Origin of the sequence: Proteus sp. fly-1089 (assembly GCF_040138965.1) — a bacterium.
GTDB lineage: Bacteria > Pseudomonadota > Gammaproteobacteria > Enterobacterales > Enterobacteriaceae > Proteus > Proteus vulgaris_B.
Genome location: NZ_JBEETS010000005.1, coordinates 106934 through 131649, shown reverse-complemented (window position 1 = coordinate 131649; position 24716 = coordinate 106934). Strand labels below are relative to the sequence as shown.

Here is a 24716-nt window from a genome sequence, read left to right as displayed (position 1 = left end):
AAAGATTTTCATTAGTCGCGAGGGGACGTAGCGGAGAAAAGATCATTCATCGTCGCTAAACATCTGGCGACAATAAGATAAAGGATATTATTTTGCTGAATCCTACAGTTCGTAAATTTCAATACGGTCAACATACGGTTTCAATCGAAACGGGTATGATGGCTCGTCAAGCAACAGCTGCTGTTATGGTTGACATGGACGGCACTGCTGTTTTTGTTACCGTTGTTGCAAAGAAAAAAGTTAAAGCGGGTCAAGATTTCTTCCCATTAACAGTGAACTACCAAGAGCGTTCATACGCTGCTGGTCGTATTCCTGGTAGTTTCTTCCGTCGTGAAGGTCGCCCAGGTGAAGGCGAAACATTAATTGCACGTTTAATTGACCGTCCTCTACGTCCATTATTCCCAGAAGGTTTCTTAAACGAAATCCAAATTGTTGCTACTGTTGTTTCTGTTAACCCACAAGTTAACCCAGATATTGTTGCAATGATTGGTGCTTCTGCTGTATTAGCTCTGTCAGGTGTTCCATTTAATGGTCCTATCGGTGGTGCTCGTGTTGGTTTCATCGATGGTCAATATGTTCTTAACCCGACCGTTGATGAACTAAAAGTAAGTAAATTAGACTTGGTGGTTGCAGGTACTGCGGGTGCAGTGCTGATGGTAGAATCAGAAGCTGATTTATTATCAGAAGAAGAAATGTTAGGTGCAGTGGTATTTGGCCATGATCAACAACAAGTTGTGATTGAAAATATCAATGCATTAGTTGCAGAAGTCGGTAAAGAAAAATGGGATTGGGCACCCGAGGCCGTTAACCAAACTTTACATGATCGCATTGCAGAATTAGCACAAGCGCGCATCGGTGATGCTTACCGTATTACTGAAAAACAAGAACGCTATGAACAAATCGAAGCAATTCGCGATGAAGTTGTTGCAACGTTATTAGCTGAAGATGAAACCTTAGATGAAGGTGAAATCAACGATCTATTCTCTAGCTTAGAGAAAAACATTGTTCGTGCCCGTGTATTAGCAGGTGAACCTCGTATCGATGGTCGTGAAAAAGATATGGTACGTGCATTAGATATCCGCACAGGTTTATTACCACGTACTCACGGTTCAGCGCTGTTTACACGCGGTGAAACACAGGCTTTAGTAACCGCGACATTAGGTACTGCGCGTGATGCTCAAAATATTGATGATATCATGGGTGAGCATACTGATACCTTCTTACTACATTATAACTTCCCTCCATACTCTGTTGGTGAAACAGGTATGATGGGCTCGCCAAAACGTCGCGAAATTGGCCATGGCCGCTTAGCGAAACGTGGTGTATTAGCAGTAATGCCTACTATTGAAGAATTCCCATATACTGTTCGCGTGGTTTCTGAAATCACTGAATCAAATGGTTCATCTTCAATGGCGTCTGTATGTGGTGCTTCTTTAGCACTGATGGATGCGGGTGTGCCAATTAAAGAATCTGTTGCTGGTATTGCAATGGGTTTGGTAAAAGAAGGCGACAACTTTGTTGTTCTTTCCGATATTCTGGGTGATGAAGACCATTTAGGCGATATGGACTTTAAAGTTGCGGGTAGCCGTAACGGTGTCAGCGCATTACAAATGGATATCAAAATCGAAGGTATCACACGTGAAATTATGCAAGTTGCGTTAAACCAAGCGAAAAGCGCACGTCTACATATTTTAGGTGTTATGGAAGATGCTATTAGCCAACCTCGTGCTGATATTTCTGAATTCGCACCACGTATTCATACTATCAAAATTAATTCAGACAAAATCAAAGATGTTATCGGTAAAGGCGGTTCAGTTATCCGTGCATTAACGGAAGAAACGGGCACAACTATCGAAATTGAAGATGATGGTACTGTGAAGATTGCGGCAACAAGCAATGAGCAAGCTAAAATGGCAATTGCTCGTATCGAAGAAATCACAGCTGAAGTTGAAGTGGGCCGTATCTATAACGGTAAAGTAACTCGTATCGTAGATTTCGGTGCGTTTGTTGCTATCGGTGGCGGTAAAGAAGGCCTTGTTCATATTTCTCAAATTGCAGATAAACGTGTTGAGAAAGTGAGTGATTACTTGGAAATGGGCCAAGAAGTTCCAGTTAAAGTGCTGGAAATTGACCGCCAAGGCCGTATTCGCTTAAGCATGAAAGAAGCTCAAGCTAATCAGCAGGAAGCAACAGAAACTTCTTCTGAAGATTCTGCGAATTAATGATATTCTACTACCGATATCTAGACATAGGTATCGGTAGAGACTTATTATGATTGACAAGTAGGACGTCCAGAACGCTTTTTGTTGAAAGGTCTGACTTTGGGAGTGAGAAATGAAAACATTTCTGCGCAGTTGTTCTATTGCTGTTTTCATCTTTATTTCCGGATGCAGCACTAGTCCAGAATGGCGTCAGAATGCGATTTTCGCCACTCCATTACAACCTTCTTTACAACAAGAAGTGATATTGGCTCGTATAGAACAAATTCTTGCGAGTCGCTCATTAACCGAAGATGAATACGCACAGCTTTTATATGAGCGTGGTGTGCTGTATGATAGTCTCGGTTTACGAGCTTTAGCGCGTAATGATTTTTCAATGGCGCTATCAATAAGACCAGATATGCTAGAAATTTTTAATTTTCTAGGTATCTATTTTACGCAAGCAGCGAACTATGATGCTGCTTATGAAGCGTTTGATTCTGTTTTAGAGCTTGATCCAACTTACAATAATGCGCGTTTTAATCGTGGTATCGCTTTATACTACGGTGGCCGATTGAAATTGGCGCAGGATGATCTGCAGGCGTTTTATCAGGTCGATCCAAATGACCCCATTCGTTCGCTTTGGTTATATCTTGTCGAAAAAGAGATAAACACTGATTTAGCTAAACAACAGTTAAAACAGCGATACCAGCAGGCGGATAAAACGGGGCAATGGGGATGGAATATAGTTGAGTTTTATTTAGGCAACATTAATGAAAAAGCGTTAATGTCAAAACTACATGAAGCCTCAACCGATAACACTTCGCTCGCTGAGCATCTTAGTGAAACTAACTTCTATTTAGGTAAGTATTACCTAAGTCTGGGGGACATGGATAGCGCAGAAGCGTTATTCAAGCTGACGGTTGCCAACAACGCACATAACTTTGTTGAGCACCGCTACGCATTGTTGGAATTAGCACTGTTAGGCCAACAAGAAGACCTAGCGGAATCGGACCAGCAATAGCTGACGAACATTTCTCTGATCAGTTTGAAAGCCATCATCTGCATAGGATGAGGGCTTGTTTGTTCGTTTAATAATATAATTTGAGCCAGTTCACATTTTAGATGATAAAGACCGACAAACCATGCGGTATGTTATGTCAACTGGCTGCCATAATGAATGAGGCACAGTGACATGACTACTGAAACCGATATGACTTTTGCTGATCTAGGTTTATCAGCACCTATTTTGACTGCACTGAATGACTTAGGCTACGAGAAGCCTTCTCCAATTCAGCAACAATGTATTCCTTTCCTTTTAAACGGCAATGATGTTTTAGGTATGGCACAGACTGGTAGTGGTAAAACCGCTGCATTTAGCCTGCCGTTATTACACAATCTTGATGAATCATTAAAAGCACCACAAATTTTAGTTTTAGCACCAACTCGCGAGCTCGCTGTTCAGGTTGCTGAAGCCATCGAAGATTTCTCTAAGCATTTACCAAAAGTAAATGTAGTTGCACTGTATGGTGGTCAGCGTTATGACGTTCAATTACGTGCATTACGCCAAGGGCCACAAGTGGTTGTAGGTACACCAGGTCGTTTATTAGACCATTTAAATCGTGGCACATTAGATTTATCTAAACTGAAAGGTTTAGTTTTAGATGAAGCTGATGAAATGTTACGTATGGGCTTTATTGAAGATGTTGAAAATATCTTAAGTAAGATCCCAGCAGAACACCAAACTGCGCTGTTCTCTGCAACAATGCCAGAAGCTATTCGTCGTATTACACGTCGTTTCATGAATGATCCTAAAGAAGTTCGCATTCAAAGCAGCGTAACAACTCGCCCAGACATCAGCCAAAGTTACTGGATGACATTTGGTGCACGTAAAAATGAAGCATTAATTCGTTTCTTAGAAGCGGAAGATTTTGATGCGGCGATTATTTTCGTACGTACCAAAAATGCAACATTAGAAGTTGCAGAAGCATTAGAGCGTAATGGTTATAACAGTGCTGCATTGAATGGTGATATGAACCAATCACTGCGTGAGCAAACCTTAGAGCGTCTGAAGAATGGTCGTTTAGATATTCTTATCGCAACTGACGTTGCCGCTCGTGGTCTTGACGTTGACCGTATTAGCCTTGTTGTGAACTATGATATCCCTATGGATTCAGAATCTTATGTTCACCGTATTGGTCGTACAGGTCGTGCGGGTCGTGCGGGTCGTGCAATTTTATTCGTTGATAACCGTGAACGTCGTTTACTGCGTAATATCGAACGTACAATGAAGATGACTATCCCTGAAGTAGAACTGCCAAATGCAGAACTTATCAGCCAACGTCGTCAGGAAAAATTTGCACAGCAAATTGCTCAGCAATTAGAAACAAGCAACCTTGACCAATATCGCGCTCTGTTACCTAAATTAGCTCCACAAGGCGAAGAAGCGTTAGATATGGAAACACTGGCTGCGGTATTATTGAAAATGGCTCAAGGTGAGCGTGCGCTTATCCTGCCACCTGATCCAGTTCGTCGCCCTCGTCGTGAATTTAACGATCGTGATGATCGTCGTCGCGGTGATAACGATCGTGAACGTGCTCCTCGTCGTGAACGTCGTGATGCTGGTGAAATGGATTTATACCGTATTGAAGTGGGTCGTGATGATGGTGTTGAAGTTCGTCATATCGTCGGTGCAATTGCTAACGAAGGCGATATTAGCAGCCGTTATATTGGTAATATCAAACTGTATGGTTCTCACTCAACAATCGAGTTACCAAAAGGTATGCCAACTGACTTATTAGGCCACTTTACACGTACACGTATCATGAACAAACCACTGAATATGCAATTAGTGGGTGATGCTCAATCTCAGCCTTTCCGTGAGCGTCGTAATAATAGCCGTCGTGATGGTCAACCACAAGGTGGTCGTCGTTTTAACAATGGTGATCAACCACAACGTCGTGGTAATAATGACCGCGGTGGTGAGCGTAGCAACGATCGTGGTGGCGAGCGCGGTAACTTCCGTGGTCGTAACAACGAAGGTACTCCACGTCGTCGTAGCAGTTCTCATAACCAATAAGAGTTGGTAATTAACTTAATTTTAAATTGAGTTGATGATAAAAAATAAAACCAGTCAATGAAAGTTGGCTGGTTTTTTTATAAAGTAGAGATAAATAGTTATTCCATTGGGTACATTTTATTGGCATATTCCATGAGTGCATTATTACTTCTGCGGATGCATATAGATGCATCTACCCCACTTCTTTTACATTCTTTTAATTTTGTCTTTAATTCTAGAGAAAATAAAATGTAATCCCATTTTTTTATATATTCTTGATATTCTTTACTACCATTTTCAGCAGTCCATTTTGCATATTCTTTAGCTTTGTTTAAATCTTGAGGAATATCTTTTTCAACACCATAACCATTTTCAAAAACAGCAGCTTGATAGAAAAGAGCTACTCCATGATTAGGTTCCAATATTAATGTTTTATTTAAAAAATAGCGTGATAATTCACACTGATTTTTATCACTTTCATGAGTGATTTTATATTTTAAATTAGTACATCCAATAAACAAACAGATTTGCGCTTTTCAGACTTTGATTTAGACCTTATTGTGGTTGATAAAGCTTGTTCCCCTAATTACGATCGCCATAAAATTATTTGTAGCAAAATAGAGCAGTTTTTAGGTATTAAACCACTTTATACCCAATTAGATAATAATAGGCTGGTGCTATATCGTTGCCGTTGTGGTTGTGATTATTGCTCTGTGATTTCTTGTGATTTAGATATTACGAAAGATTATGTGCAATGGAATAATATTACTTATGAAGATGGTTTAGATAGAGAAGATGACCTAGAGCTTGATGAACATGGAATTACTCCGATTAAACAACTTATTTTTAACCGTAAGCAGTACCAACAAGTTTTTGATGAGTATTTAGAACAATACTTATAATTATCTAAATACTCATTTATTATGGGATTTTATTAATTAACTTAAGCCAATCGCTTCTTTTAACGGTTTTAGATATCGACGGCTAACAGGAATTTGGCTGTTATTGTGTAAGATCAGTTCAGCTTGCCCATTATCACCAAAAATAATCTCATTAACATAATCCATATTGACTAAATATTGGCGATGACAACGAACTAATTGTGTGCGTGTTTCTAGTGTACGTAGTGTTAATTCAGTAAAACCTTCTTGGCCTTGATTATTCGTGACATAAACACCACTGAGTCTTGAGGTGGCAAATATGGCTTCATCAATTGGCATTAACCAAATACGGCTATGTCCGGTACATGGAATGCATTTTAAGCGTTCCTCTGGCGGAGTTAATAAATCAATATTTTGTTTATTACCTTGGCGTAAACGGTTTAATGTTTTTGTGAGACGTTCCTGCTCTAAAGGTTTGAGTAAATAATCAAAAGCATGTTCTTCAAAGGCTTGGATCGCATATTCTTCAAATGCAGTTAAAAAAACAATATAAGGGCGATGTTCGGGATCTAGCATTGTGACCATTTCAAGTCCAGTAATGCGAGGCATTTGAATATCAAGGAAAACAACATCAGGTTTTTTACGATGTATTTCTCCTATGGCTTCAATAGCATTACTGCATTCGCCAATAATATGAATATCCTTTTCAACTTCAAGTAAACAACGTAAATTCTCACGAGCTAGTGGCTCATCATCAACGATTAATATATTCATTGTTATGTAACGTTATCCATGCTTTTTTCTAGAGGTAAGCAAATTTTCACCTTTGTATATTCATCAGCTTGGCATTCGACTAAAACACCATAAAGCTCGCCATAGCGTAATTTTAATCGCTTATCCACCAACCTCATGCCTAATCCTAATTCATGGGAAGAAGATTGAGGTCGATAAAGCCCCGCATTATCACTGATTTCAATAATGATCAGATGATGCTCTTGGTGCGCTCTAATTGTAATCTTTCCGGTGTCTAATAACTGTGATGTTCCATGTTTAATTGCATTTTCGACCATCGGCTGAAGCGAAAAAGCCGGTAAACGAGCATTGGCTAAAGTTTCTGGAATGTGAATATCAATCTGTAAACGATCTTGAAAACGGGCTTTTTCAATTTGCAAATAAGCATTTACATGTTCGATTTCATCACTTAATGTCACAACTGCTTCCGGTCTTTTTAAGTTCTTACGAAAGAAAGCAGAAAGAAATTGAACTAATTGTTTTGCTTGTTCACTATCACGACGAATAACGGCTTGTAGTGTATTTAACGCATTAAAAAGAAAATGTGGATTTACTTGTGCATGTAGAAGTTTAATCTCTGATTCTAAAAGTGATTGTTTATTTCGCTCATATTGCCCTGCCAGAATTTGTGCAGATAATAAGCTGGCAATACCTTCCCCTAAAGTACGGTTAATTGAACTAAACAGGCGATTTTTAGCTTCATAGAGTTTTATTGTCCCAATGACTTGGTTATTTTCACCTCTTAGCGGAATAACTAAGGTTGATCCTAGCTTGCAATGAGGAGAAAGAGTGCAACGATACGGAGTTTCATTCCCGTCAGCATAAACAACTTCATTATTATTAATTGCCTGCTTCGATTGTTCTGATGAAATAGGGGTACCAGGTAAATGGTGGTCAGCGCCAATGCCAATAAAGGCGAGCAGTTTCTCTCTATCAGTAATAGCAACAGCACTGACTCTTAATTCTTGATAAATGACTTTTGCAACTCGAGTGCTATTGTCTTGATTAAATCCTTTACGCAAAATACCTTCGGTGCAAACGGCAATTTTTAATGCTTGCGCTGAGAAAGCGCTGGTGTATTTTTCAAATATTGCCCGTCTATCTTGTAATATTCTAATAAACATTGCCGCACCAATAGTGTTTGCAACAATCATTGGCGCTGCAATATCCTTAACTAAGGCAAGTGCTTCATTAAACGGGCGGGCTAATAATAAAATAATACTCATCTGTATTATTTCGGCAAAGAAAGTTACCGCTGCCGCAGTCCATGGATTAAATATTCGATGCATTTGGCCACGTTTGACATAATAACGGTGAACTAATCCACCAATTAATCCCTCTGCGATAGTAGAAACCATACAACTCAGTGCTGTCATACCTCCGAGAGAATAACGATGTAATCCTCCCGTAAAGCCAACAAGAAAGCCAACATATGGGCCGCCGAGTAATCCCCCTAAGACGGAGCCAATCGCACGAGTGTTAGCAATAGAGTCATTAATGTGCAATCCGAAATAGGTACCCATAATGCAAAAAATAGAGAAAATGACGTAGCACATCAACTTATGAGGTAGCTTTATCGTGACCTGTAAAAGTGGCGTAAATAGAGGTGTTTTACTTAAAAACCAAGCAATAATTAAATAAACACACATTTGCTGTAATAACAGCAAAATAAGATCAAATTCATACATAGGTATTGAGTACCGTTCTCTTTTTCATCTGATTAATATAAAAAGTTCAGATAAAACGGGGCTATTAATTAGGCGATAAAGTTTGATATAAGAGTAACTTAATCGCGCTTTCAAAGAAAATATTCCTTTGCATCAGTGATCTGGCGCACAAAATTCTTAAAGAAATTCTGAGTTATTGTGTAATATAACTCTGTCAGTGAGTGTTCTACTTCACTATTAAGGTCTAATCGTTATATGAAAAAAAGAACCATTTATCTTATTTTATTAATGCTAATACTAATTGCATTAGCCGTACTTTTCCGCGCGCATAATCAATATTTATTACTGCAAGGGGAAGTCGATGCACCAGAAGTGATTGTTGCCTCAAAAGCTAAAGGCCGTGTAATTGAGCGCCATATAGAGCGAGGTGATGATGTCAAAGCCGGGCAATTAATGATCACATTAGAAAGCCCTGAACTTAATGCACAAGTTGCGGCACTCGAAGCGGCGAAAGCACAAGCGCAAGCTCAATTAGATTTGTCACTACATGGCACAAGAGAAGAGAGCATTCGTAATTTAGAAGCAGTGTTATCTCAAGCCAAAGTAGAAGCTAGTAATGCGACACGCGATTATCAGCGTATTAACGCAGTAGCTAATCAAGGTTATGTCTCAGCAACCGAGCTGGACAATGCACGTCGTAGTCGTGATGTTGCATCACAACGAGTAAGAGCTGCCCAAGCAGAATTAGATGAAGCTAAAAATGGCGATCGCATTGAGTTACGTCATAAATACATGGCTGCGGTACAACAAGCAGAACAACAACTTATCGAGCTGAAGATCCAACAAGACGATTTACACGTCAAAGCACCTGTTGATGGTGAGGTTGGGCCAATTCCGGCAGAAATTGGTGAGCTTTTTAATGCTAATAGCCCACTTGCGACACTCATTCGCATTCCTGATGCCTATTTTGTTTATAACCTTCGCGAAGATATTTTAGCGGATATTCGCAAAGGTGATCGCATTACTATCATTATTCCTGCTCTGGGCAACAAAGAAGTCGAAGCGGAAATTCGCTATATCGCTCCGATGGGTGACTACGCAACAAAAAGAGCGACAAGAGCAACGGGTGATTTCGATTTAAAAACGTTTGAAATTCGACTGTATCCTGTGACGCCGATTGAGGGACTACGTCCTGGAATGAGTGCGTTATGGCGCTGGGATAAATAAGGGCGAATAATGAGAGTAAAAGCAGCTTGGCGTGGCTTTAGTAGCGCATTTTCACGAGAAACTCATATGGCAGTTCGTAGCCCCGTTTTTCACTGGCTGAGCTGGCTGTTTCCATTGATGTTATTCACGTTAATTAGTGCTAACTTTTCTGAAGGTACATTGCTGAATTTGCCCGTTTCAGTGATCAATAACGATAATAGCCCATTATCGAGAACACTGATCAGAGACTTAAATGCTGGCTCCCATGCGCAATTAAATACACTAGATGGCAACCCTCGTACAGCAATGGAGCGGTTAGGTAGTGCAAAAGATTACGCTATATTGACCATTCCTCGCCATTTTGAAAGTGATGTATTAGCAGGAAAGCAACCCACTACACGGATGTATTACAATGGGTTGTATTATGCCGCGGGGAGTTACGCGATACAGGATTTTAGTGGCCTTATTGCAGAACTTAATGCACAGTATCGCACTGTTTTAGCACAAGAAATGAATAAGCCTGTACCGCCATTGGCAAAAGTCACGCTTTCTTATGACAGCTTATTTAATGCCAGCGGTAGTTATATCTATTATCAGCAATTTGCCGCTACGATCCATATGCTTCAGTTATTTGTCGTGACCTGCACGATTTATTCGTTGTCACGAGGAAATATGCTGTTGAATATTAAGCCTTTTACGTTTGCATTGATTGGTAAACTTTCTCCTTATACGTTATTTTTCTTAACATTATTAATTATAGAGCTTGCAGCATTGGTGCATTTTTCAGGTGCCAAAGTAAATGGCAATCCACTCTATATGGTACTTGTTGGGTTCTTTTATATTATCGCGGCACAAAGTGTGGGGTTACTGCTTTTTGCGTTTACCAATAGTGCGATCACTGCATACAGTATGATAGGTATGTTAGTGAGTATTGCCTTAGCTTTTTCAGGTATGGCGGTACCAGAACTTTCCATGATATTGCCTGCACAAATTATCTCTAATCTAGAGCCTTTAACACATGCTTTAAATGCGATGTTTGATATCTTCTTAAGAGAAGTATCACTACAAGGTATTTTGTATGTTTGTTCGCTCTTGCTGATTTATCCTTTTGCTATCGCCTTCTTAGTTCGTAAACGTATTTTTAAACGATTAGAATTACAGGTAGGTGTTGCATGATGCAAATGTATTTCCAAACCTTTAAGCGTGTATTACTCGGTATGTTAGAAAAACCGATGTGGATGCTATTGATTGTGTCACTTTGCGTTATGAGTTTGGTTTATGCTAAACCCGTATTATGGGATCTACCCGTTGCGGTCATTAATCAAGATCACAGCCCTGCGAGCTACTCTCTTATTCGCTCATTAAATGCAACACCAAAGCTCAGTATCAAGAATTACGATAGTTTAGATGAAGCTCGCCACGATATGATCATGCGCGAGCTATTTGCCATCATTATTGTGCCAACGAATTTTGAAAAGAAACTTCTTAATGGTAAAGATGTCACTGTTCCTGTGTTTGGTGATGCCACAAACCGACTTGCCAGTGGGCAAATTCAGCAAGAATTAATGTTGGCTTATCAGCAGCTATTAGATGCTTATAATGGTCGTATTTTGAGAAATGCTGGTTTTAGCATTGAACAATCAACGATTTTGCTAAAACCTATCCAAGGTGAAACGATCGCAATGTATAACCCTGGTGTTAGTTTTGCTGCGATTATTTTTCCTGGTCTATTAGTTATGTTATTGCAACACTCCCTTTTAATTGCCTGTGTGCGTGTCAGTATTGCGGTGAGAAGTACACCAAAAGGAAAACCACCATTAGCAGTTTATTTAGGGGCATTATCTGCACTTATTCCGATCTGGTTATTCTTATCGGCAGTGTTCTTTGCATTATGGCCTTGGGTATTGGGTTATCGCCAAGAGGCTCCACTTTATCAAGTCTGGATGCTGACATTTCCATTCTTATTAGCGGTCCTAGGGTTAGGTAAATTAATTACAGAATGCTTACGCAGTGTTGAGATGATTTATCTGACATTAGCCTTTGTAACAACGCCAGTATTCTATATTTCTGGCACGATCTGGCCATTACAAGCAATGCCAGATTGGGTATTTGCTATTTCATCTGCATTACCGTCTACATGGGCTGTAAACGCGATGGCAGGGATTAACCAAATGGGGCTGTCATTCCAAAGTATATTAGGTGATATCGTGATGATGCTTGTTTTAGGTGTGATTTATACGGTATTAGGTGTGCTGGTGGGTATGCTACGTAATGGTGAGTTAAGACATATTACACACCAATTTAAACATTGGTTACATCACCGTGGATCTAAATAGGTTTTAATTCAAGAAATATCTCAAGATTTATTTAAATGAGGCGCCAGCTAACGCTAAGAGTAGTTGACTTAGAACATGACAAATCCACTCTATTATAGATGAAACAGAGTGGATAAAAGACTTATTCTACCAACTCCAATCCAGCTAGTTTACGCCAATAACCATTACAGTCATGGTGATGGATAGTTGTAAGAGGATGTTGGCCTTCTGCATTTTGGCGAAATTGTTGCAAGGTATCAAAAATAGCGTCAGATTCAGGTGAAAGCCGGATAATATCCACTAAATCTGCCATTGATGTTTGATCGTTACCCAAGTTGTAACAATAACCGCTTTGTGTCTGAATACCATTTAATACAAAAACTTGCTGATTTTCTTGTGATAATACTTCACGGCCTTGTGGGTATTTTTGGCAACAAGTTTCACAATCATCTTTAGAGCGATTTTCAGAACGAGCAGTAAAACAACGTGCTGAATAAGCTAAAGGAAGATGTCCATAAGCCAAGACTTCGACTTCAAATTTATTCCTAATATCCAATGTTTCACATTGGTTTAGAAGGTTACTTAGCCATTCACGAGAAAGTTCTACAGGCATACACCAACGTATCATGCCTTGTTTATACAATAAACGTAGCGCATAAGCGTTGTAGCAATTTAATCCGTGACCCGCAACAAAAGGAAGATTGCGCTCATAAAGCATATTGATGACGCCAAAATCATGGGCTTCAATTAAAAACTCGCCGTTATCAACCAGCTTAGTAATTTCTTTCAACTCAGAAGGTGCTTGTAATAACGCTAAGGTAGAAAGAACCACTTGTTTGCCACTTTTCGCGACTTCTTTGGCGAGATTAATCCAATCTTGAGGTTTAGTTTCTCGGCGTTTACTGCAAACTGTTTCGCCTAAATAGATAATATCAGCATCACATTGTTTTGCTTTTTCATAGAACGCTTCGAGTGTAGATTTTTGCCAATAATAAAGTACAGAGCCTAATGCATATTTCATTTTCTTATCCTTATTATTGCCATTTACGGTGATAAGCACCCAATGTTGTTTGTGTTCCTTCTGAAATTTTTCCTAAGGCATTCATCCAACGAGGATCAGTGCTAAAGCTTTGGGGATCTTTCTTACATTGATCAATTGCCGTTCTCCAAACTCTTGCGACTTCTGTGACATAAGCGGGGCTGCGCTGGCGACCTTCAATTTTGACAGAAGCAATATTCATTGCCATTAATTCAGGTAATAGAGAAAGGGTATTTAGGCTAGTTGGCTCTTCTAATGCATGATAACAATGGTCATCAACAAAATAGCGTCCCTTGCACAGTGTTGGGTAGCCTGCATTTTCATCAGGCGCATAGCGATCTATCAGGACATCATTAAGGCGAGATTCCATTCCTTGTGGTGTCTGTTGCCAGCGTACAAAACGCGCAGGAGAGCAAGCACCTACCGTATTGGGTGATTCACCGGTTAAGTAGGAAGAAAGATAGCATCGGCCCTCAGCCATAATACACAAGCTTCCGAAGGCAAAAACTTCTAAAGGTACTGGGCTAGTTTGTGCTAATTGTTTCACTTGATGAATAGATAGAACACGAGGAAGAACAATACGAGCAACATCAAAATTGCGTTGATAAAACTCAATTGCCTGTGTATTGGTTGCTGAGGCTTGTACAGAAACATGGCGTTCAATATGAGGATAACGCTCAGCCGCATATTCTAGCATCGCAATATCTGCCAAAATAAGCGCATCAGCACCCAAAGATGCCGCCATATCAACGGCCTTTTGCCAGCGTTCAAATCCATTAGGGTGAGCAAAGGTGTTTATTGCAATATGTAGTTTTCGCTGGTGGCGATGAACATAATTAACTGCTTCTTGTAGCTTCTTTTCTGTGAAATTCAAACCTGCAAAATGTCTTGCATTAGTATCATCTTTTAAGCCGATATAAACGGCGTCCGCACCATTATCTATGGCTGCTTTTAAGGCAGGTAAATTACCCGCAGGGCACAGCAATTCCATCTTCACTTCCCTTTAGAAATTAAGAATGATCGGAAATTGTAATGAGTAAGATAAAAAAAGGTTTTGATTTAAGGCAGAGAAGTTTGTTTTTTACTTAAGTAAAATCAATGAACTCAAAAAGCGAACAATGGATTAACAGAATATTGATATAGGATCGCAGAATATCTGTTCATTTCTGGCACAATAGCCCCTAAATTTATTTATAGGAGTCCGAACGTGTTTAACAAAATTCGTACCCATTTGGTAAAAGAGGGGCCTCGTTTTTTACGTTACCCTTTACAAGTTACCCCATTTGCTTTGCAACGCGATATTTTAGAACAGTTTTTAAGTTGGCAGTTTCGTGAATCTCTTGCAGAAGGTGATTTACACTTTTTAGAAGATAAATGGCTAAAAGTAGAGATAAGAGACTTACATTTACAGTGGTTTATCAGTGTTCGTGATGATAAATTAGTGGTTAGTCGCTTAGAAAAAGAAGATGTCAGCTTTAGTGGTAATGCTAATGATCTTATTTTAATTGCAGCTCGCAAAGAAGATCCTGACACCTTATTTTTCCAACGCCGTCTACAAATTGAGGGTGATACAGAACTCGGGTTATATGTTAAGAACCTGATGGATGCAATTGAATTAGACTCAATGCCATCTGTGTTGCGTTTTGGTTTATTACAACTGGCTGAATTTGTAAAAAGTGGACTTCAAGAAGAAACTGAAGACAAAATGCACAGCCATGAACTGAGCTCAACTTCATGCTAATACGTGTTGAAATTCCTGTTGATATTCCTGCTATTGATAGCCTTTTACGTCAAGTGTTTCCGACAAGCCCTGAAGCTGATTTAGTCGGGCATTTACGTGAAGAAGGTCTATTAACATTAGGCATGGTGGCTATTAGCGATGAAGGCCAATTAGTTGGCTATATCGGTTTTACACCAGTTGATGTTGATGGAATAGATTGTCAGTGGGTTGGTCTTGCGCCACTTGCTGTTGCACCAGAGTTCCAAAACCAAGGTATTGGACGCCAACTGATTAATGAAGGGCTAGATAGCCTAAATGAATTTGGGTATGGCGCAGTCGTAGTGTTGGGAGATCCTAAATACTATCAAGTATCGGGTTTTATTCCTGCTAAATCTCAAGGCTTACATTGCAAATGGCCTGATACAGAAGAGGCATTTCAGCTTTATGCGTTAGATAATGGCAATGTTGAAGAGATCCACGGTTTAGTCAACTACTCACCTTTATTTGACCAGTTTAGCTGATCCGCTTAACTCATTTTATTTATCCTGTATTAAATACAGTGCAATGTCTGAAGGCTGGTCTGTGATCAGCTTTTCTTTTTGCCATTTTTTTAACTGCTTTAATTGGTATTCAAGCTGAGAGGCTCGTTGCCTATCGCCAACCTGACAATAAAATTCTAATAATAAAGGTCCTTTTCCTTTTAATGCTTTCGCGCCAGTTCCATCCTGATGCTGTTGAAAACGGCGCTCAACATTTGTTGTGATCCCGGTATAAAGATAGCCAAGACGATTTCTAACAATATAGAGTGACCACATTGTGTCAGCCATCATTTTTTCCTTTTCGTGCTACTTTTTCTTTTGATAAATAATATTTCTTAGTTTTTGAAGTGAGTAATTTAAACCATGTCAAAAATAAATCTATTAAATATATCAATATGTTGTGAAATTTTTGTGACAATAAAATTTATAATTTAAAAAATAACATTCAATTTTTTTGAAAATGAACAGCAATTATTGCTAATTTTAAAGTTAAATTAAAGCGCATAATATGATCCACATCACAGAGACACACTCCGCGATATCTTACAAAATTAGAATTAAATTGGAGTTTATTATGAAAAAATCTACATTAATCGCTGCAACATTCGCTTTAAGTGCTATTTCATTTGGTTCAATGGCTGCTGATAGCGTATCAAAAAGTCCTTCTGTCAATGGTGAGTATATCACAATCACAGGTAGTGATACTTTAGATGGCTTAACCACCAAAATTGCTCAAATCGCAAAAGATGAAGGAGCAAAAGGCTTTAAAGTTGTTGGCGCAACTGGTGAAGATTACCTCACTGTTAATGCTGAAATTTATCGTTAATTTTAACTATTTTCGATAAATAATCTGTAATAAGAGACACGCGGTAAGACGCTCGTTTTGATGATATAATTATCATCTAAACAGCGTCTCTTTTTGTTTCTATGCAGGTATATAATGACTTCTCTAGACTCGATCAAATTAATTAAACAATATATACACAATAACTATGTGTTCACCTTATGTACAACATGTTCATTGAGTGATATTTGGTGTGCTAATTGTTTTTATTGGTTTGATGAATGTCAGATGAGGCTCGTTTTCCTTTCTGAAAAGAAAACTCGTCATGCTCAAATGATGCAGGAAAATTTATTAGTTGCAGGGAGTATTAGCACACAAGAAATTGCAGTATCCGATCTACAAGGTATTCAATTCACAGGTTCTGTTGCTTTACTGGCAGGTAAGGACGACATCAACGCAAGAAAACATTATTGTTTACGTTTTCCTGTCGCATTAGCCGCCATCCATGTGCCTTTATGGGAATTACAATTACAAGAAATTAAGATGGTCAATAATCAGTTAGGTTTTGGGACTAAGCTGTATTGGCAACGTCATTAAGCCTCTTATGTTCTTAACTTCTTATTATTCCCAAAAATAATGACTTTTTTGTTCCCACCCTTTTAAAGACATACAAGAGGTGTAGAAGGTTTTTCTGTCTTCTTGATTAATGTCTTCAACATAGCTTTCTGTCATTGGTACACGTTCAGTGTAGGTTTTTTTATCCCCACAGTGATCTTTATCATCTTTACGACATGTTTTTTGTACATCGCGATAAACAGTACGTTGTAGTACTTCTTTACGAATAGGGTAGCGAGTATTCGCATCAAGTTCACAAAGCATTTTAGCTTCTTGTAATGTGTAATCTGATGCACCTTTAGGTTCCCAAGTACTGCTACAACCAGAAAGTAAAACTATTGAAAATAAAGGGAAGAGTGCTAATTTCATATCAAATATCATCATAAAAAGAATAGTTAAGAGTGTTAATAATAAAACAAAACTAATCACTCTGACTATCTTTTTTGAAAATGATTCGCATTTGATAACGGAGGTGATTAAATGATAATGATGAAAGAAAAAAGCCCATTATGAAATGGGCTTTTAGGCGTTACTCAAATGATGAAAGATTTTTTTCTATCTCAGCATCTATTTCAGTATGCTGGAGATGTTTAGCACCGAGTTTCTTTTTCAATTCGGTACCTAGCTTCACGAGTTGTTCTCGATTCGCTTTAGACTGCTTTTTACCCCATTTTTTTAAATGGTAGTTCAGCTCATGATCTTCAGAAAAGCTTACATATTTATTATCACTTAAAGGCATACATCCTCCAGTTAATTCAATGTGTATTATTTCAATTTATGGATCACCTGATTACTACTACCACGCCACAGTAATGCGGGATCATAAAGTTCTTGCACGAACTTCCCATCAATCAGTACGTTAATATAGTTAACGACTTCTTGCTGCTCTGGGGTTAAGTCAGCCAGTAAGTAGCCAGTCCAAACCCAAATATCTTTCTCAGGGCATTCCGTTTTAACGCGTTTTACCAATTTTAATATAGCAGAAAGATTTTGAGGGTGTAGAGGATCGCCACCTGAAAGTGATAATCCTTGGCGTTTAATACGATTGTCTTGTAGATCAGCAATGATCTGATCTTCCATCTCTTGGGTAAACGGCTTACCTGACGTTAATGACCACGTTGATTTGTTATAACAGCCTCGGCATTGGTGTATGCACCCTGCAACAAACAGGGTGCAACGTGTACCTTCACCATTCACAACATCAACAGGGTAATATTGATGGTAATTCACAATCTTAACCTAACTGACCATTTGCCAGATGTTTTACACGGCGTTTAACTTCTTCTTGCTTACCTGCATTAAATGGGCGTGAATCTGGACTACCTAAATATCCACAGACACGGCGAATAACAGAGACTCTCGCGGGGTTGTGATTACCACAACGCGGGCAAGTGAAGCCTTTGCTAGTACAAGAGAATTCACCGGTATAGCCACAGTCATAACATTCATCAATTGGGGTGTTTGTGCCGTAGTAAGGAACACGGGTATAGCTGTAATCCCACACGTCTTCTAATGCTTTAAGGTTATGTTGTAAGTTTGGATATTCGCCATAGCAAATAAAACCGCCATTGGCTAATGGAGGATAAGGTGCTTCAAAATCCAGTTTGTCGTATGGATTTACTTTTTTCTCAACATCTAAGTGGAAGCTATTGGTGTAATAACCTTTATCTGTTACACCCGGTAGAATGCCGAATTCAGCCGCATCTAAACGACAGAAACGATCACATAAGTTCTCACTCGGTGTGCTGTAAAGACTGAAGCCATAGCCAGTCTCTGCTTTCCATTGGTCTGTTGCTTCACGTAGGCGATTAATAATCGCCACCGCTTTTTCTCTTAAGGTTTCATCATCAAAAACGTGTTTTTCAGTACCAAACAGTGCATTGATGGTTTCATGAACACCGATATAACCTAATGAAATTGACGCTCTGCCATTTTTAAAGATTTCAGACACGTTATCGTCTGCTTTTAAGCGCACGCCACATGCACCTTCCATATAAAGAATTGGGGCAACACGTGCTTTAACATTTTCTAAACGTGCAATACGTGTCATTAGCGCTTTTTTAGCTAATTCAAGACGGTCATCAAGTAGTGACCAGAATGCGGCTTCGTCACCCTGGGCTTCAATGGCAATACGCGGTAAGTTCAGACTGATAACACCTAGGTTATTACGGCCTTCGTGGATCATTTCACCATTTTCTTCGTAAACACCTAAGAAGCTACGGCAACCCATTGGAGTTTTAAATGATCCCGTTACTTTAACCACTTGATCGTAATTTAAGATATCCGGATACATTCGTTTACTTGCACATTCAAGCGCAAGTTGTTTGATATCGTAATTAGGATCACCGAACTTATGGTTTAAGCCATCTTTGATGGCAAAAACAAGTTTAGGGAAGACAGCTGTTTTGCGGTTTTTGCCTAAACCAGCCATACGGTTTTCAAGGATAGAACGTTGAATTAGACGCGCTTCTTTTGACGTACCAAGACCAAAGCCGAAAGTGACAAATGGCGTTTGTCCATTAGCGGTATGTAGTGTATTAACTTCATACTCTAAAGATTGGAATGCGTCATAACATTCTTTTTCAGTGCGCGCATTGGCATAGGCTTCTTTATCAGCAATTTGCCACTCTTGCGCTACTTTATAGTGTTTGTCATAACTTGATTTTACAAATGGCGCTAATACTTCATCGATACGATTTATCGTTGTACCACCATAAATATGGCTCGCCACTTGTGCAATAATTTGTGCTGTTACTGCGGTTGCTGTTGAAATAGATTTAGGAGGCTCTATTTCTGCATTCCCCATTTTAAAGCCATTGTTTAACATGTCTTTAAGGTCAATTAGCATACAGTTAAACATAGGGAAAAACGGTGAATAATCGAGATCATGATAATGAATTTCACCTCGCTCATGAGCGAGTACCACATCTCTTGGCAGGATATGCAATTTTGCGTAATGTTTAGCCACAATACCCGCAAGTAAATCACGTTGGGTAGGGATAACTTTACTGTCTTTATTCGCATTCTCATGAAGAATAGAGACATCGCTTTGTTCGATAAGACCTCGAATTTCCTGAGTTAATCTTCCGCGTTGCTCACGGGCAACATCCCGGTCATGACGGTATTCAATGTAGGCTCTGGCGACATCTTTATGCTCGCCAGCCATCAGCTGATTTTCTACGGCGTCTTGGATCTCACGGATATCGACATTCGAACGTCCTGCGAGAGATTGTGAAACGGATTGCGCGACAGAATCGCAATAATCATCATCAGTGATCTCACAAGCTACGGCGGCTCTTTTGATAGCATCGCTGATGCGGGTTTGGTCAAAAGAGACTTTACATCCGTCTCGTTTTATCACTATGGTTTTCACAATCTTGCTCCTTAACTATTTATCCACAGGCTCAAATCCCATAAAAACAGGTGATGGCACAGCATTCAGGCTTATTGTGGATAAGATGTGTATAATTACTATATGTTGTATATCGAGATGTATTAAAGCACAATATATAGTAATTGAAAGGGAAATAATCTTCATTAAAACTGATCTAAATCAAGGTATTTTTGCTACATCAGGCATCAAGAGGGGTTAGCTGAATTGTAAATATACGCCAAAACAGAAACGATAAATTAATCATGAAAAAATGAGAACATAAAAAAAGCAAAGTGCTCATAAAGAGACCTTTGCTTTTTTATGATCGATTCTTGAAATGAAATTAACGGATAGCGATAACTTCGATTTCTACTTTTGCATCTTTTGGTAAACGAGCAACTTCAACACAAGAACGAGCTGGGAATGCTGCATTATGCTCTTTAAAGAAAGCTTCATAAGCGGCATTAATGGTACCAAAATCATTTAAATCTTTTACGAAAACAGTAGTTTTGATGATATTAGCAACAGTTAAACCCGCTTTTTCAATAATTGCTTTTACATTTTCTAAAGACTGACGAGCTTGTTCTGCAGCATTATCAGAAACAAATTCACCTGTAGCTGGATCAACAGGTAATTGACCTGAAGTGATCACTAAATTACCTAAATCAACGCCTTGTACATAAGGGCCAATTGCTGCAGGGGCTTTATCGGTATTAATTTCGTAAGACATGTAGAACTCCTGTTTTTATAAGATTAAGACTAACGCTTGATTAGCACGGCGCTATTATAGCCAGCGCTGTAAGTTAGCAATATGACAGATGTCAGGCTTTATCATAAAGTCTGTAAGTATAAAAAGAAAATAAATGAAGAGTAGTAGTGCGGTTTGACGCTATTTTTAGCCCATAAAAGTGGCGAAGTTATAGTAAATTTTTTTATAAAAAAGAAAGGATAGGCTATTTTCATTTTTAATATAAATAGCCTTGAAGCTTTTAATAGGTAATTATTCTCTTTTTATAAAAAACTATCTGCCCTTGCGAGCAGATAGTGAAGATAATTAACGAATAACCGCGTGGCGTTCGAACTCTTTTTCACAGTATTTACAGGTTAATACCACATCTGAGGCCAGTTTTTTGACTCGGAAACTACTTTGTACTGGCTCGTTATGACTAATACAGTTGCTATTAGGACAAGGCACCACATCTTCAAGTAATTCAGGTAAGCTTAACGCCATCTTATTAACCACTTGGTAATCATCGATAATATTGACAGTGGCTTGTGGCGCATACATTGCTAAACGGTTTGCTTGTTCTGAGGTTAAAAAGACATTTTCGATTTTAATGAGGTCTTTTTTACCTAAATTTTCTGAAGGTAAATTAAAACCTACGGTTATTCTTTCATCAGTTTCAGTTAAACGGAACAGTGAAAGAATTTTAAAGCCCACCTGCGCTGGAATATGATCAATAACAGTCCCACGTTTGATAGCTTCAACTTTTAGTTTGTGATCATGTGTCATGGTGTGCTCCTTATTAAAGAACTAAGTTTTTATTCAGAACTAAGGCAAGTAATGCCTGACGTGCGTAGATACCATTTCCAGCTTGTTGGAAATAGTAAGCATAAGGTGTTTTATCTACATCCGTTGTGATTTCATCAATACGCGGCAGTGGGTGTAAAATCTTGAGATTATCTTTCACATTCACTAAATCAGCGCTAGTTAAAATAAACTGAGCTTTAACATTTGCATATTCAGAAGGATCTAAACGTTCTTTTTGTACACGTGTCATATAGAGAATATCCAGCTCTGGCATGACTTCATCTACTGTTTCATGCTGGCTATATTCAACACCATTTTCTTCCAGCAAGTGAAGAATATGCTCAGGCATCGCGAGCACTTTAGGGGCGATAAAATAGAGATGATTACCTTTAAATTTCGCTAATGCTTGTGCCAGTGAATGCACAGTTCGACCATATTTTAAGTCACCAACCATTGCGATATTGAGATTATCTAAACGGCCTTGTGTTTCTTGAATGGTAAACAAATCCAGTAAAGTCTGTGTTGGATGTTGATTTGCACCATCACCTGCATTTAGGACAGGAATATCACCAGCAAACTCAGAGGCTAAACGTGCGGCACCTTCTTGAGGATGGCGAATCACAATGGCATCGGCATAAGTGCGTAGAACAGAAATGGTATCCGCTAATGTTTCACCTTTTTTTCCCAATGATGTGTTGCTTCCATCAGAAAAGCCGACAACAGATGCGCCAAGGCGGTGGATCGCTGTTTCAAATGATAAACGAGTTCGTGTTGATGCTTCAAAAAAGCAACTTGCTATCACTTTATCTTTTAACAATTCGTTATTAGGCTGCTGTTTTAATTTATCAGCAACGCGAAGAACTGCTTCCAAATCTTCCCTGTCCAGATCATTGATGGAGATAATATGCTTTTGGTAGAGCGGATTAGTCATTAGAGTTCTCCTTTAGCGATGAATTGTGCGATGAGTGGTTTCTTATAGGCCAAAAAAAACCCCTCAATAAGAGGGGTTTCAAAAAATTGGGCTATTGGAAAAAAGTGAATGCGCTTGCGACCCATTAAGGTGCGTGTTTTTGTGAAAAATTGGAATAGGCGCTGTTTCATCTTTCCTCCTGACAAATTGTGGCGCATTATACGCATCTTAGCTTTGCACGCAAGCGTTTGCTTTTATTTTTTTCTAAAATTTTTTTTTTGATTTAAAAATCAATAAGCTTGAGATAAAACGAAGAAAACACCTATTTTTTAATCGAGAAAAAATAGGTGTTTTGCATGATTATGTATTTCAGAACGGATTGGCAAGGGTCGCTACCATCACGGCTTTTATGGTGTGAAGACGGTTCTCTGCTTCATCAAACACAATACTGTGTTTTGATTCGAATACTTCATCAGTGACTTCAAAACCGCCATATAGGTTAAACTCTTCCGCTAATGCTTTACCCATTGTGGTTTCTTCATCATGAAAAGCCGGTAAACAGTGAAGGAATTTGACTTCTGGGTTTCCTGTTAATTTAACAACATTCATATTGACCTGATAAGGCTTCAGTAACGCAATACGCTCTTTCCAAACTTCTTTTGGTTCACCCATAGAGACCCATACATCGGTGTAAAGAAAATCAGCATTTTTAACACCTTCAGCCACATTTTCTGTAAGTATGATTTTTCCGCCATTCTTGTTGGCAACATCTTGGCATTGAGCCACTAAGCTTGCATCAGGCCAACATGCTTTAGGTGCAACTAAACGTAAATCTATACCTGTTAACGCTGCTGCTTCCAGCATAGTATTTCCCATGTTATTACGAGCGTCACCAAGGTAAGCAAATACGGTTTTTGATAATGGCTTGGTTTGATGTTCTGTGATAGTCAGTAAGTCTGCTAACAGCTGGGTTGGGTGAAATTCATTGGTTAAACCATTCCAAACAGGTACACCTGAATATTGTGCAAGGGCATCTACCGTTTTTTGCCCATAACCCCGATACTGAATACCATCATACATACGGCCTAATACTCGAGCGGTATCTTTGATGGATTCTTTATGCCCAATTTGGCTTCCGCCCCCCAAATAAGTCACTCTGGCGCCTTGATCAAAAGCCGCAACTTCAAAGGCACAACGAGTACGTGTTGAGTCTTTTTCAAAAATAAGCGCAATATTTTTTCCTGCAAGATATTGAGTTTCTTTACCTGATTTTTTGGCTTTTTTTAATTGTGCTGACAATGTAAGTAGTTGTTGAATTTCAGCGGGTGAAAAATCCAGTAAACGTAAGAATGATTTTTGATAAAAAGGGTTCATAGAGTGATATCCTGTAATTGAATTTATATTCAATTTATATCAATAAATATTCATCATCAACCCCTAGAGGAAAACTTTTAATTTAGACAGTCTGCGATAAGCACATCATATTAGGTATGGAGTGTTGATTCGCCCTGTGGGAGAATGAACAAGATACCTTTTCAGACTATTGCGGAGCATGATTATGGCGGACAGCAAAGAATTAGCAGAACAACGTGAAGAAACACGTCTTATTATTGAAGAATTACTTGAAGATGGTAGTGATCCTGATGCGCTGTATGCTATCGAACACCACATCTCTTGTGAAAACTTCGAAACACTAGAAAAAGCGGCAGTTGAAGTATTTAAATTAGGTTATGAAGTGACTGAACCTGAAGAAATTGAAGTAGAATCAGGTGAAATTTTAGTTTGCTTTGATGCTGTGAGTGAAAGCGGTTTAAATGCTGAGCTTATTGATGCTCAAGTTGAACAGTTAATGAATTTAGCTGAAAAAATGGGTGTTTATTACGATGGTTGGGGAACTTACTTTGAAGATCCTGACGCTGAGTATGATGATGAAGACGGTGAAGACGAAGACGGCGAAGATGAAGAGTCTGATAAGTCATCACGCTTACATTAATTTTTGCTAAATGTTGTCCCTTTGTACCTGATTTATCAGTGCAAAATAATAGCACCAGCCACAAAATTACTGCTTTGTGACTGGTGTTATTGGTT

27 protein-coding genes are annotated in these 24716 nt (G+C 38.9%); 12 read left to right on the top strand and 15 right to left on the bottom strand.

Features of this window, described 5'->3' with window-relative positions; genetic code table 11:
* Nucleotides 1-92: 92 nt before the first annotated feature.
* From pnp to ABN080_RS12570, 3 genes are all read left to right on the top strand, one after another.
* A complete protein-coding gene (pnp, locus tag ABN080_RS12580) occupies nt 93-2222 on the top strand; it encodes a polyribonucleotide nucleotidyltransferase (protein ID WP_349441199.1) in 2130 nt (709 codons plus the stop codon).
* A gap of 112 nt (nt 2223-2334) precedes the next feature.
* Complete coding sequence (gene nlpI, locus ABN080_RS12575) at nt 2335-3222, top strand: lipoprotein NlpI (protein WP_197269641.1); 888 nt, start codon at nt 2335-2337, stop codon at nt 3220-3222.
* Between the two features lie 171 nt (nt 3223-3393).
* A complete protein-coding gene (locus tag ABN080_RS12570; RefSeq protein ID WP_072069562.1) occupies nt 3394-5277 on the top strand; it encodes a DEAD/DEAH family ATP-dependent RNA helicase in 1884 nt (627 codons plus the stop codon).
* Nucleotides 5278-5375: 98 nt separating this feature from the next.
* Here ABN080_RS12570 and ABN080_RS12565 read toward each other — a convergent pair whose 3' ends face one another.
* On the bottom strand, nt 5376-5777 hold the full coding sequence (locus ABN080_RS12565; RefSeq protein WP_349441198.1) for a hypothetical protein: 402 nt from the start codon (nt 5775-5777) through the stop codon (nt 5376-5378).
* Nucleotides 5778-5816: 39 nt separating this feature from the next.
* Between ABN080_RS12565 and ABN080_RS12560 the strand changes: the two genes are divergently transcribed.
* On the top strand, nt 5817-6158 hold the full coding sequence (locus tag ABN080_RS12560) for a hypothetical protein (RefSeq protein WP_349441197.1): 342 nt from the start codon (nt 5817-5819) through the stop codon (nt 6156-6158).
* A gap of 36 nt (nt 6159-6194) precedes the next feature.
* Here ABN080_RS12560 and btsR read toward each other — a convergent pair whose 3' ends face one another.
* On the bottom strand, nt 6195-6911 hold the full coding sequence (gene btsR / locus ABN080_RS12555; RefSeq protein WP_072069560.1) for a two-component system response regulator BtsR: 717 nt from the start codon (nt 6909-6911) through the stop codon (nt 6195-6197).
* A gap of 2 nt (nt 6912-6913) precedes the next feature.
* Nucleotides 6914-8617 carry a sensor histidine kinase gene (locus ABN080_RS12550; RefSeq protein ID WP_072069559.1) on the bottom strand — a complete coding sequence of 568 codons (1704 nt, stop codon included), beginning with the start codon at nt 8615-8617 and terminating at the stop codon, nt 6914-6916.
* A 234-nt stretch (nt 8618-8851) separates the two neighbouring features.
* On the opposite strand from ABN080_RS12550, the gene ABN080_RS12545 reads away from it, so the two are divergent.
* Genes ABN080_RS12545 through ABN080_RS12535 form a run of 3 tightly spaced genes read left to right on the top strand, consistent with a single transcriptional unit; the run spans nt 8852 to nt 12138 of the window.
* Complete coding sequence (locus ABN080_RS12545) at nt 8852-9823, top strand: HlyD family secretion protein (RefSeq protein WP_072069558.1); 972 nt, start codon at nt 8852-8854, stop codon at nt 9821-9823.
* 9 nt (nt 9824-9832) lie between these two features.
* Nucleotides 9833-10978: an ABC transporter permease gene (locus ABN080_RS12540; RefSeq protein WP_072069557.1), complete on the top strand. Its 1146-nt coding sequence runs from the start codon at nt 9833-9835 to the stop codon at nt 10976-10978.
* Entirely contained in the window at nt 10978-12138 is a 1161-nt protein-coding gene (locus ABN080_RS12535) for an ABC transporter permease (protein WP_164525868.1), read from the top strand. The genes ABN080_RS12540 and ABN080_RS12535 overlap by 1 nt, the downstream gene beginning before the upstream one ends.
* Before the next feature lie 121 nt (nt 12139-12259).
* Here ABN080_RS12535 and ABN080_RS12530 read toward each other — a convergent pair whose 3' ends face one another.
* Nucleotides 12260-13138 carry a U32 family peptidase gene (locus ABN080_RS12530; protein ID WP_196554275.1) on the bottom strand — a complete coding sequence of 293 codons (879 nt, stop codon included), beginning with the start codon at nt 13136-13138 and terminating at the stop codon, nt 12260-12262.
* A gap of 13 nt (nt 13139-13151) precedes the next feature.
* Nucleotides 13152-14147 carry a ubiquinone anaerobic biosynthesis protein UbiU gene (gene ubiU / locus ABN080_RS12525; RefSeq protein ID WP_340894810.1) on the bottom strand — a complete coding sequence of 332 codons (996 nt, stop codon included), beginning with the start codon at nt 14145-14147 and terminating at the stop codon, nt 13152-13154.
* Nucleotides 14148-14363: 216 nt separating this feature from the next.
* Here ubiU and ubiT point away from each other — a divergent pair, with 216 nt between their 5' ends.
* Together ubiT and ABN080_RS12515 are read left to right on the top strand one after the other, a co-directional pair.
* Complete coding sequence (gene ubiT, locus ABN080_RS12520; RefSeq protein ID WP_072069553.1) at nt 14364-14897, top strand: ubiquinone anaerobic biosynthesis accessory factor UbiT; 534 nt, start codon at nt 14364-14366, stop codon at nt 14895-14897.
* Nucleotides 14891-15397 carry a GNAT family N-acetyltransferase gene (locus ABN080_RS12515; RefSeq protein ID WP_196554276.1) on the top strand — a complete coding sequence of 169 codons (507 nt, stop codon included), beginning with the start codon at nt 14891-14893 and terminating at the stop codon, nt 15395-15397. The genes ubiT and ABN080_RS12515 overlap by 7 nt, the downstream gene beginning before the upstream one ends.
* A gap of 15 nt (nt 15398-15412) precedes the next feature.
* Here ABN080_RS12515 and ABN080_RS12510 read toward each other — a convergent pair whose 3' ends face one another.
* Entirely contained in the window at nt 15413-15703 is a 291-nt protein-coding gene (locus tag ABN080_RS12510) for a GIY-YIG nuclease family protein (protein ID WP_196554277.1), read from the bottom strand.
* 286 nt (nt 15704-15989) lie between these two features.
* Between ABN080_RS12510 and ABN080_RS12505 the strand changes: the two genes are divergently transcribed.
* Both ABN080_RS12505 and ABN080_RS12500 read left to right on the top strand, forming a co-directional pair.
* Entirely contained in the window at nt 15990-16241 is a 252-nt protein-coding gene (locus ABN080_RS12505; RefSeq protein ID WP_115351203.1) for a YdgH/BhsA/McbA-like domain containing protein, read from the top strand.
* 114 nt (nt 16242-16355) lie between these two features.
* Complete coding sequence (locus tag ABN080_RS12500; protein ID WP_196554278.1) at nt 16356-16796, top strand: YhbP family protein; 441 nt, start codon at nt 16356-16358, stop codon at nt 16794-16796.
* A 24-nt stretch (nt 16797-16820) separates the two neighbouring features.
* Here the strand turns inward: ABN080_RS12500 and ABN080_RS12495 are convergent, their stop codons facing one another.
* The 9 genes from ABN080_RS12495 to argF all read right to left on the bottom strand — a co-directional run bounded on the left by ABN080_RS12495 (nt 16821) and on the right by argF (nt 24002).
* Nucleotides 16821-17183 (bottom strand): hypothetical protein, encoded by a 363-nt coding sequence (locus tag ABN080_RS12495; protein WP_082151806.1) that lies wholly within the window; start codon nt 17181-17183, stop codon nt 16821-16823.
* A gap of 160 nt (nt 17184-17343) precedes the next feature.
* On the bottom strand, nt 17344-17553 hold the full coding sequence (locus ABN080_RS12490; RefSeq protein WP_023583554.1) for a hypothetical protein: 210 nt from the start codon (nt 17551-17553) through the stop codon (nt 17344-17346).
* Nucleotides 17554-17579: 26 nt separating this feature from the next.
* Nucleotides 17580-18044, bottom strand: a complete 465-nt coding sequence (gene nrdG, locus ABN080_RS12485) for an anaerobic ribonucleoside-triphosphate reductase-activating protein (protein ID WP_072069548.1) — start codon at nt 18042-18044, stop codon at nt 17580-17582.
* Between the two features lie 4 nt (nt 18045-18048).
* Nucleotides 18049-20187, bottom strand: coding sequence for an anaerobic ribonucleoside-triphosphate reductase (gene nrdD, locus ABN080_RS12480; protein ID WP_349441196.1), 2139 nt, complete (start codon nt 20185-20187; stop codon nt 18049-18051).
* A 343-nt stretch (nt 20188-20530) separates the two neighbouring features.
* Entirely contained in the window at nt 20531-20917 is a 387-nt protein-coding gene (locus tag ABN080_RS12475; RefSeq protein WP_006535650.1) for a RidA family protein, read from the bottom strand.
* A 324-nt stretch (nt 20918-21241) separates the two neighbouring features.
* Nucleotides 21242-21700 carry an aspartate carbamoyltransferase regulatory subunit gene (pyrI, locus tag ABN080_RS12470; RefSeq protein ID WP_006535648.1) on the bottom strand — a complete coding sequence of 153 codons (459 nt, stop codon included), beginning with the start codon at nt 21698-21700 and terminating at the stop codon, nt 21242-21244.
* Between the two features lie 13 nt (nt 21701-21713).
* Nucleotides 21714-22649, bottom strand: coding sequence for an aspartate carbamoyltransferase (pyrB, locus tag ABN080_RS12465; RefSeq protein WP_072069547.1), 936 nt, complete (start codon nt 22647-22649; stop codon nt 21714-21716).
* Nucleotides 22649-22819 carry a hypothetical protein gene (locus ABN080_RS12460; RefSeq protein ID WP_176694712.1) on the bottom strand — a complete coding sequence of 57 codons (171 nt, stop codon included), beginning with the start codon at nt 22817-22819 and terminating at the stop codon, nt 22649-22651. The genes pyrB and ABN080_RS12460 overlap by 1 nt, the downstream gene beginning before the upstream one ends.
* A 178-nt stretch (nt 22820-22997) precedes the next feature.
* The gene (gene argF / locus ABN080_RS12455) at nt 22998-24002 is read right to left on the bottom strand and encodes an ornithine carbamoyltransferase (protein ID WP_349441195.1); all 1005 of its coding nucleotides are present in this window, start codon (nt 24000-24002) and stop codon (nt 22998-23000) included.
* Between the two features lie 184 nt (nt 24003-24186).
* On the opposite strand from argF, the gene rraB reads away from it, so the two are divergent.
* Nucleotides 24187-24621: a ribonuclease E inhibitor RraB gene (gene rraB, locus ABN080_RS12450; RefSeq protein WP_349441194.1), complete on the top strand. Its 435-nt coding sequence runs from the start codon at nt 24187-24189 to the stop codon at nt 24619-24621.
* Nucleotides 24622-24716 lie beyond the last annotated feature (95 nt).

Coding starts and splice junctions, on each gene's coding strand:
- nlpI (WP_197269641.1), top strand. CDS start 2,335: ATGAAAACATTTCTGCGCAGTTGTTCTATTGCTGTTTTCATCTTTATT.
- ABN080_RS12570 (WP_072069562.1), top strand. CDS start 3,394: ATGACTACTGAAACCGATATGACTTTTGCTGATCTAGGTTTATCAGCA.
- btsR (WP_072069560.1), bottom strand. CDS start 6,911: ATGAATATATTAATCGTTGATGATGAGCCACTAGCTCGTGAGAATTTA.
- ABN080_RS12550 (WP_072069559.1), bottom strand. CDS start 8,617: ATGTATGAATTTGATCTTATTTTGCTGTTATTACAGCAAATGTGTGTT.
- ABN080_RS12545 (WP_072069558.1), top strand. CDS start 8,852: ATGAAAAAAAGAACCATTTATCTTATTTTATTAATGCTAATACTAATT.
- ABN080_RS12540 (WP_072069557.1), top strand. CDS start 9,833: ATGAGAGTAAAAGCAGCTTGGCGTGGCTTTAGTAGCGCATTTTCACGA.
- ABN080_RS12535 (WP_164525868.1), top strand. CDS start 10,978: ATGCAAATGTATTTCCAAACCTTTAAGCGTGTATTACTCGGTATGTTA.
- ABN080_RS12530 (WP_196554275.1), bottom strand. CDS start 13,138: ATGAAATATGCATTAGGCTCTGTACTTTATTATTGGCAAAAATCTACA.
- ubiU (WP_340894810.1), bottom strand. CDS start 14,147: ATGGAATTGCTGTGCCCTGCGGGTAATTTACCTGCCTTAAAAGCAGCC.
- ABN080_RS12515 (WP_196554276.1), top strand. CDS start 14,891: ATGCTAATACGTGTTGAAATTCCTGTTGATATTCCTGCTATTGATAGC.
- ABN080_RS12510 (WP_196554277.1), bottom strand. CDS start 15,703: ATGGCTGACACAATGTGGTCACTCTATATTGTTAGAAATCGTCTTGGC.
- ABN080_RS12505 (WP_115351203.1), top strand. CDS start 15,990: ATGAAAAAATCTACATTAATCGCTGCAACATTCGCTTTAAGTGCTATT.
- ABN080_RS12500 (WP_196554278.1), top strand. CDS start 16,356: ATGACTTCTCTAGACTCGATCAAATTAATTAAACAATATATACACAAT.
- ABN080_RS12495 (WP_082151806.1), bottom strand. CDS start 17,183: ATGAAATTAGCACTCTTCCCTTTATTTTCAATAGTTTTACTTTCTGGT.
- ABN080_RS12490 (WP_023583554.1), bottom strand. CDS start 17,553: ATGCCTTTAAGTGATAATAAATATGTAAGCTTTTCTGAAGATCATGAG.
- ABN080_RS12475 (WP_006535650.1), bottom strand. CDS start 20,917: ATGTCTTACGAAATTAATACCGATAAAGCCCCTGCAGCAATTGGCCCT.
- pyrI (WP_006535648.1), bottom strand. CDS start 21,700: ATGACACATGATCACAAACTAAAAGTTGAAGCTATCAAACGTGGGACT.
- pyrB (WP_072069547.1), bottom strand. CDS start 22,649: ATGACTAATCCGCTCTACCAAAAGCATATTATCTCCATCAATGATCTG.
- ABN080_RS12460 (WP_176694712.1), bottom strand. CDS start 22,819: ATGAAACAGCGCCTATTCCAATTTTTCACAAAAACACGCACCTTAATG.
- argF (WP_349441195.1), bottom strand. CDS start 24,002: ATGAACCCTTTTTATCAAAAATCATTCTTACGTTTACTGGATTTTTCA.
- rraB (WP_349441194.1), top strand. CDS start 24,187: ATGGCGGACAGCAAAGAATTAGCAGAACAACGTGAAGAAACACGTCTT.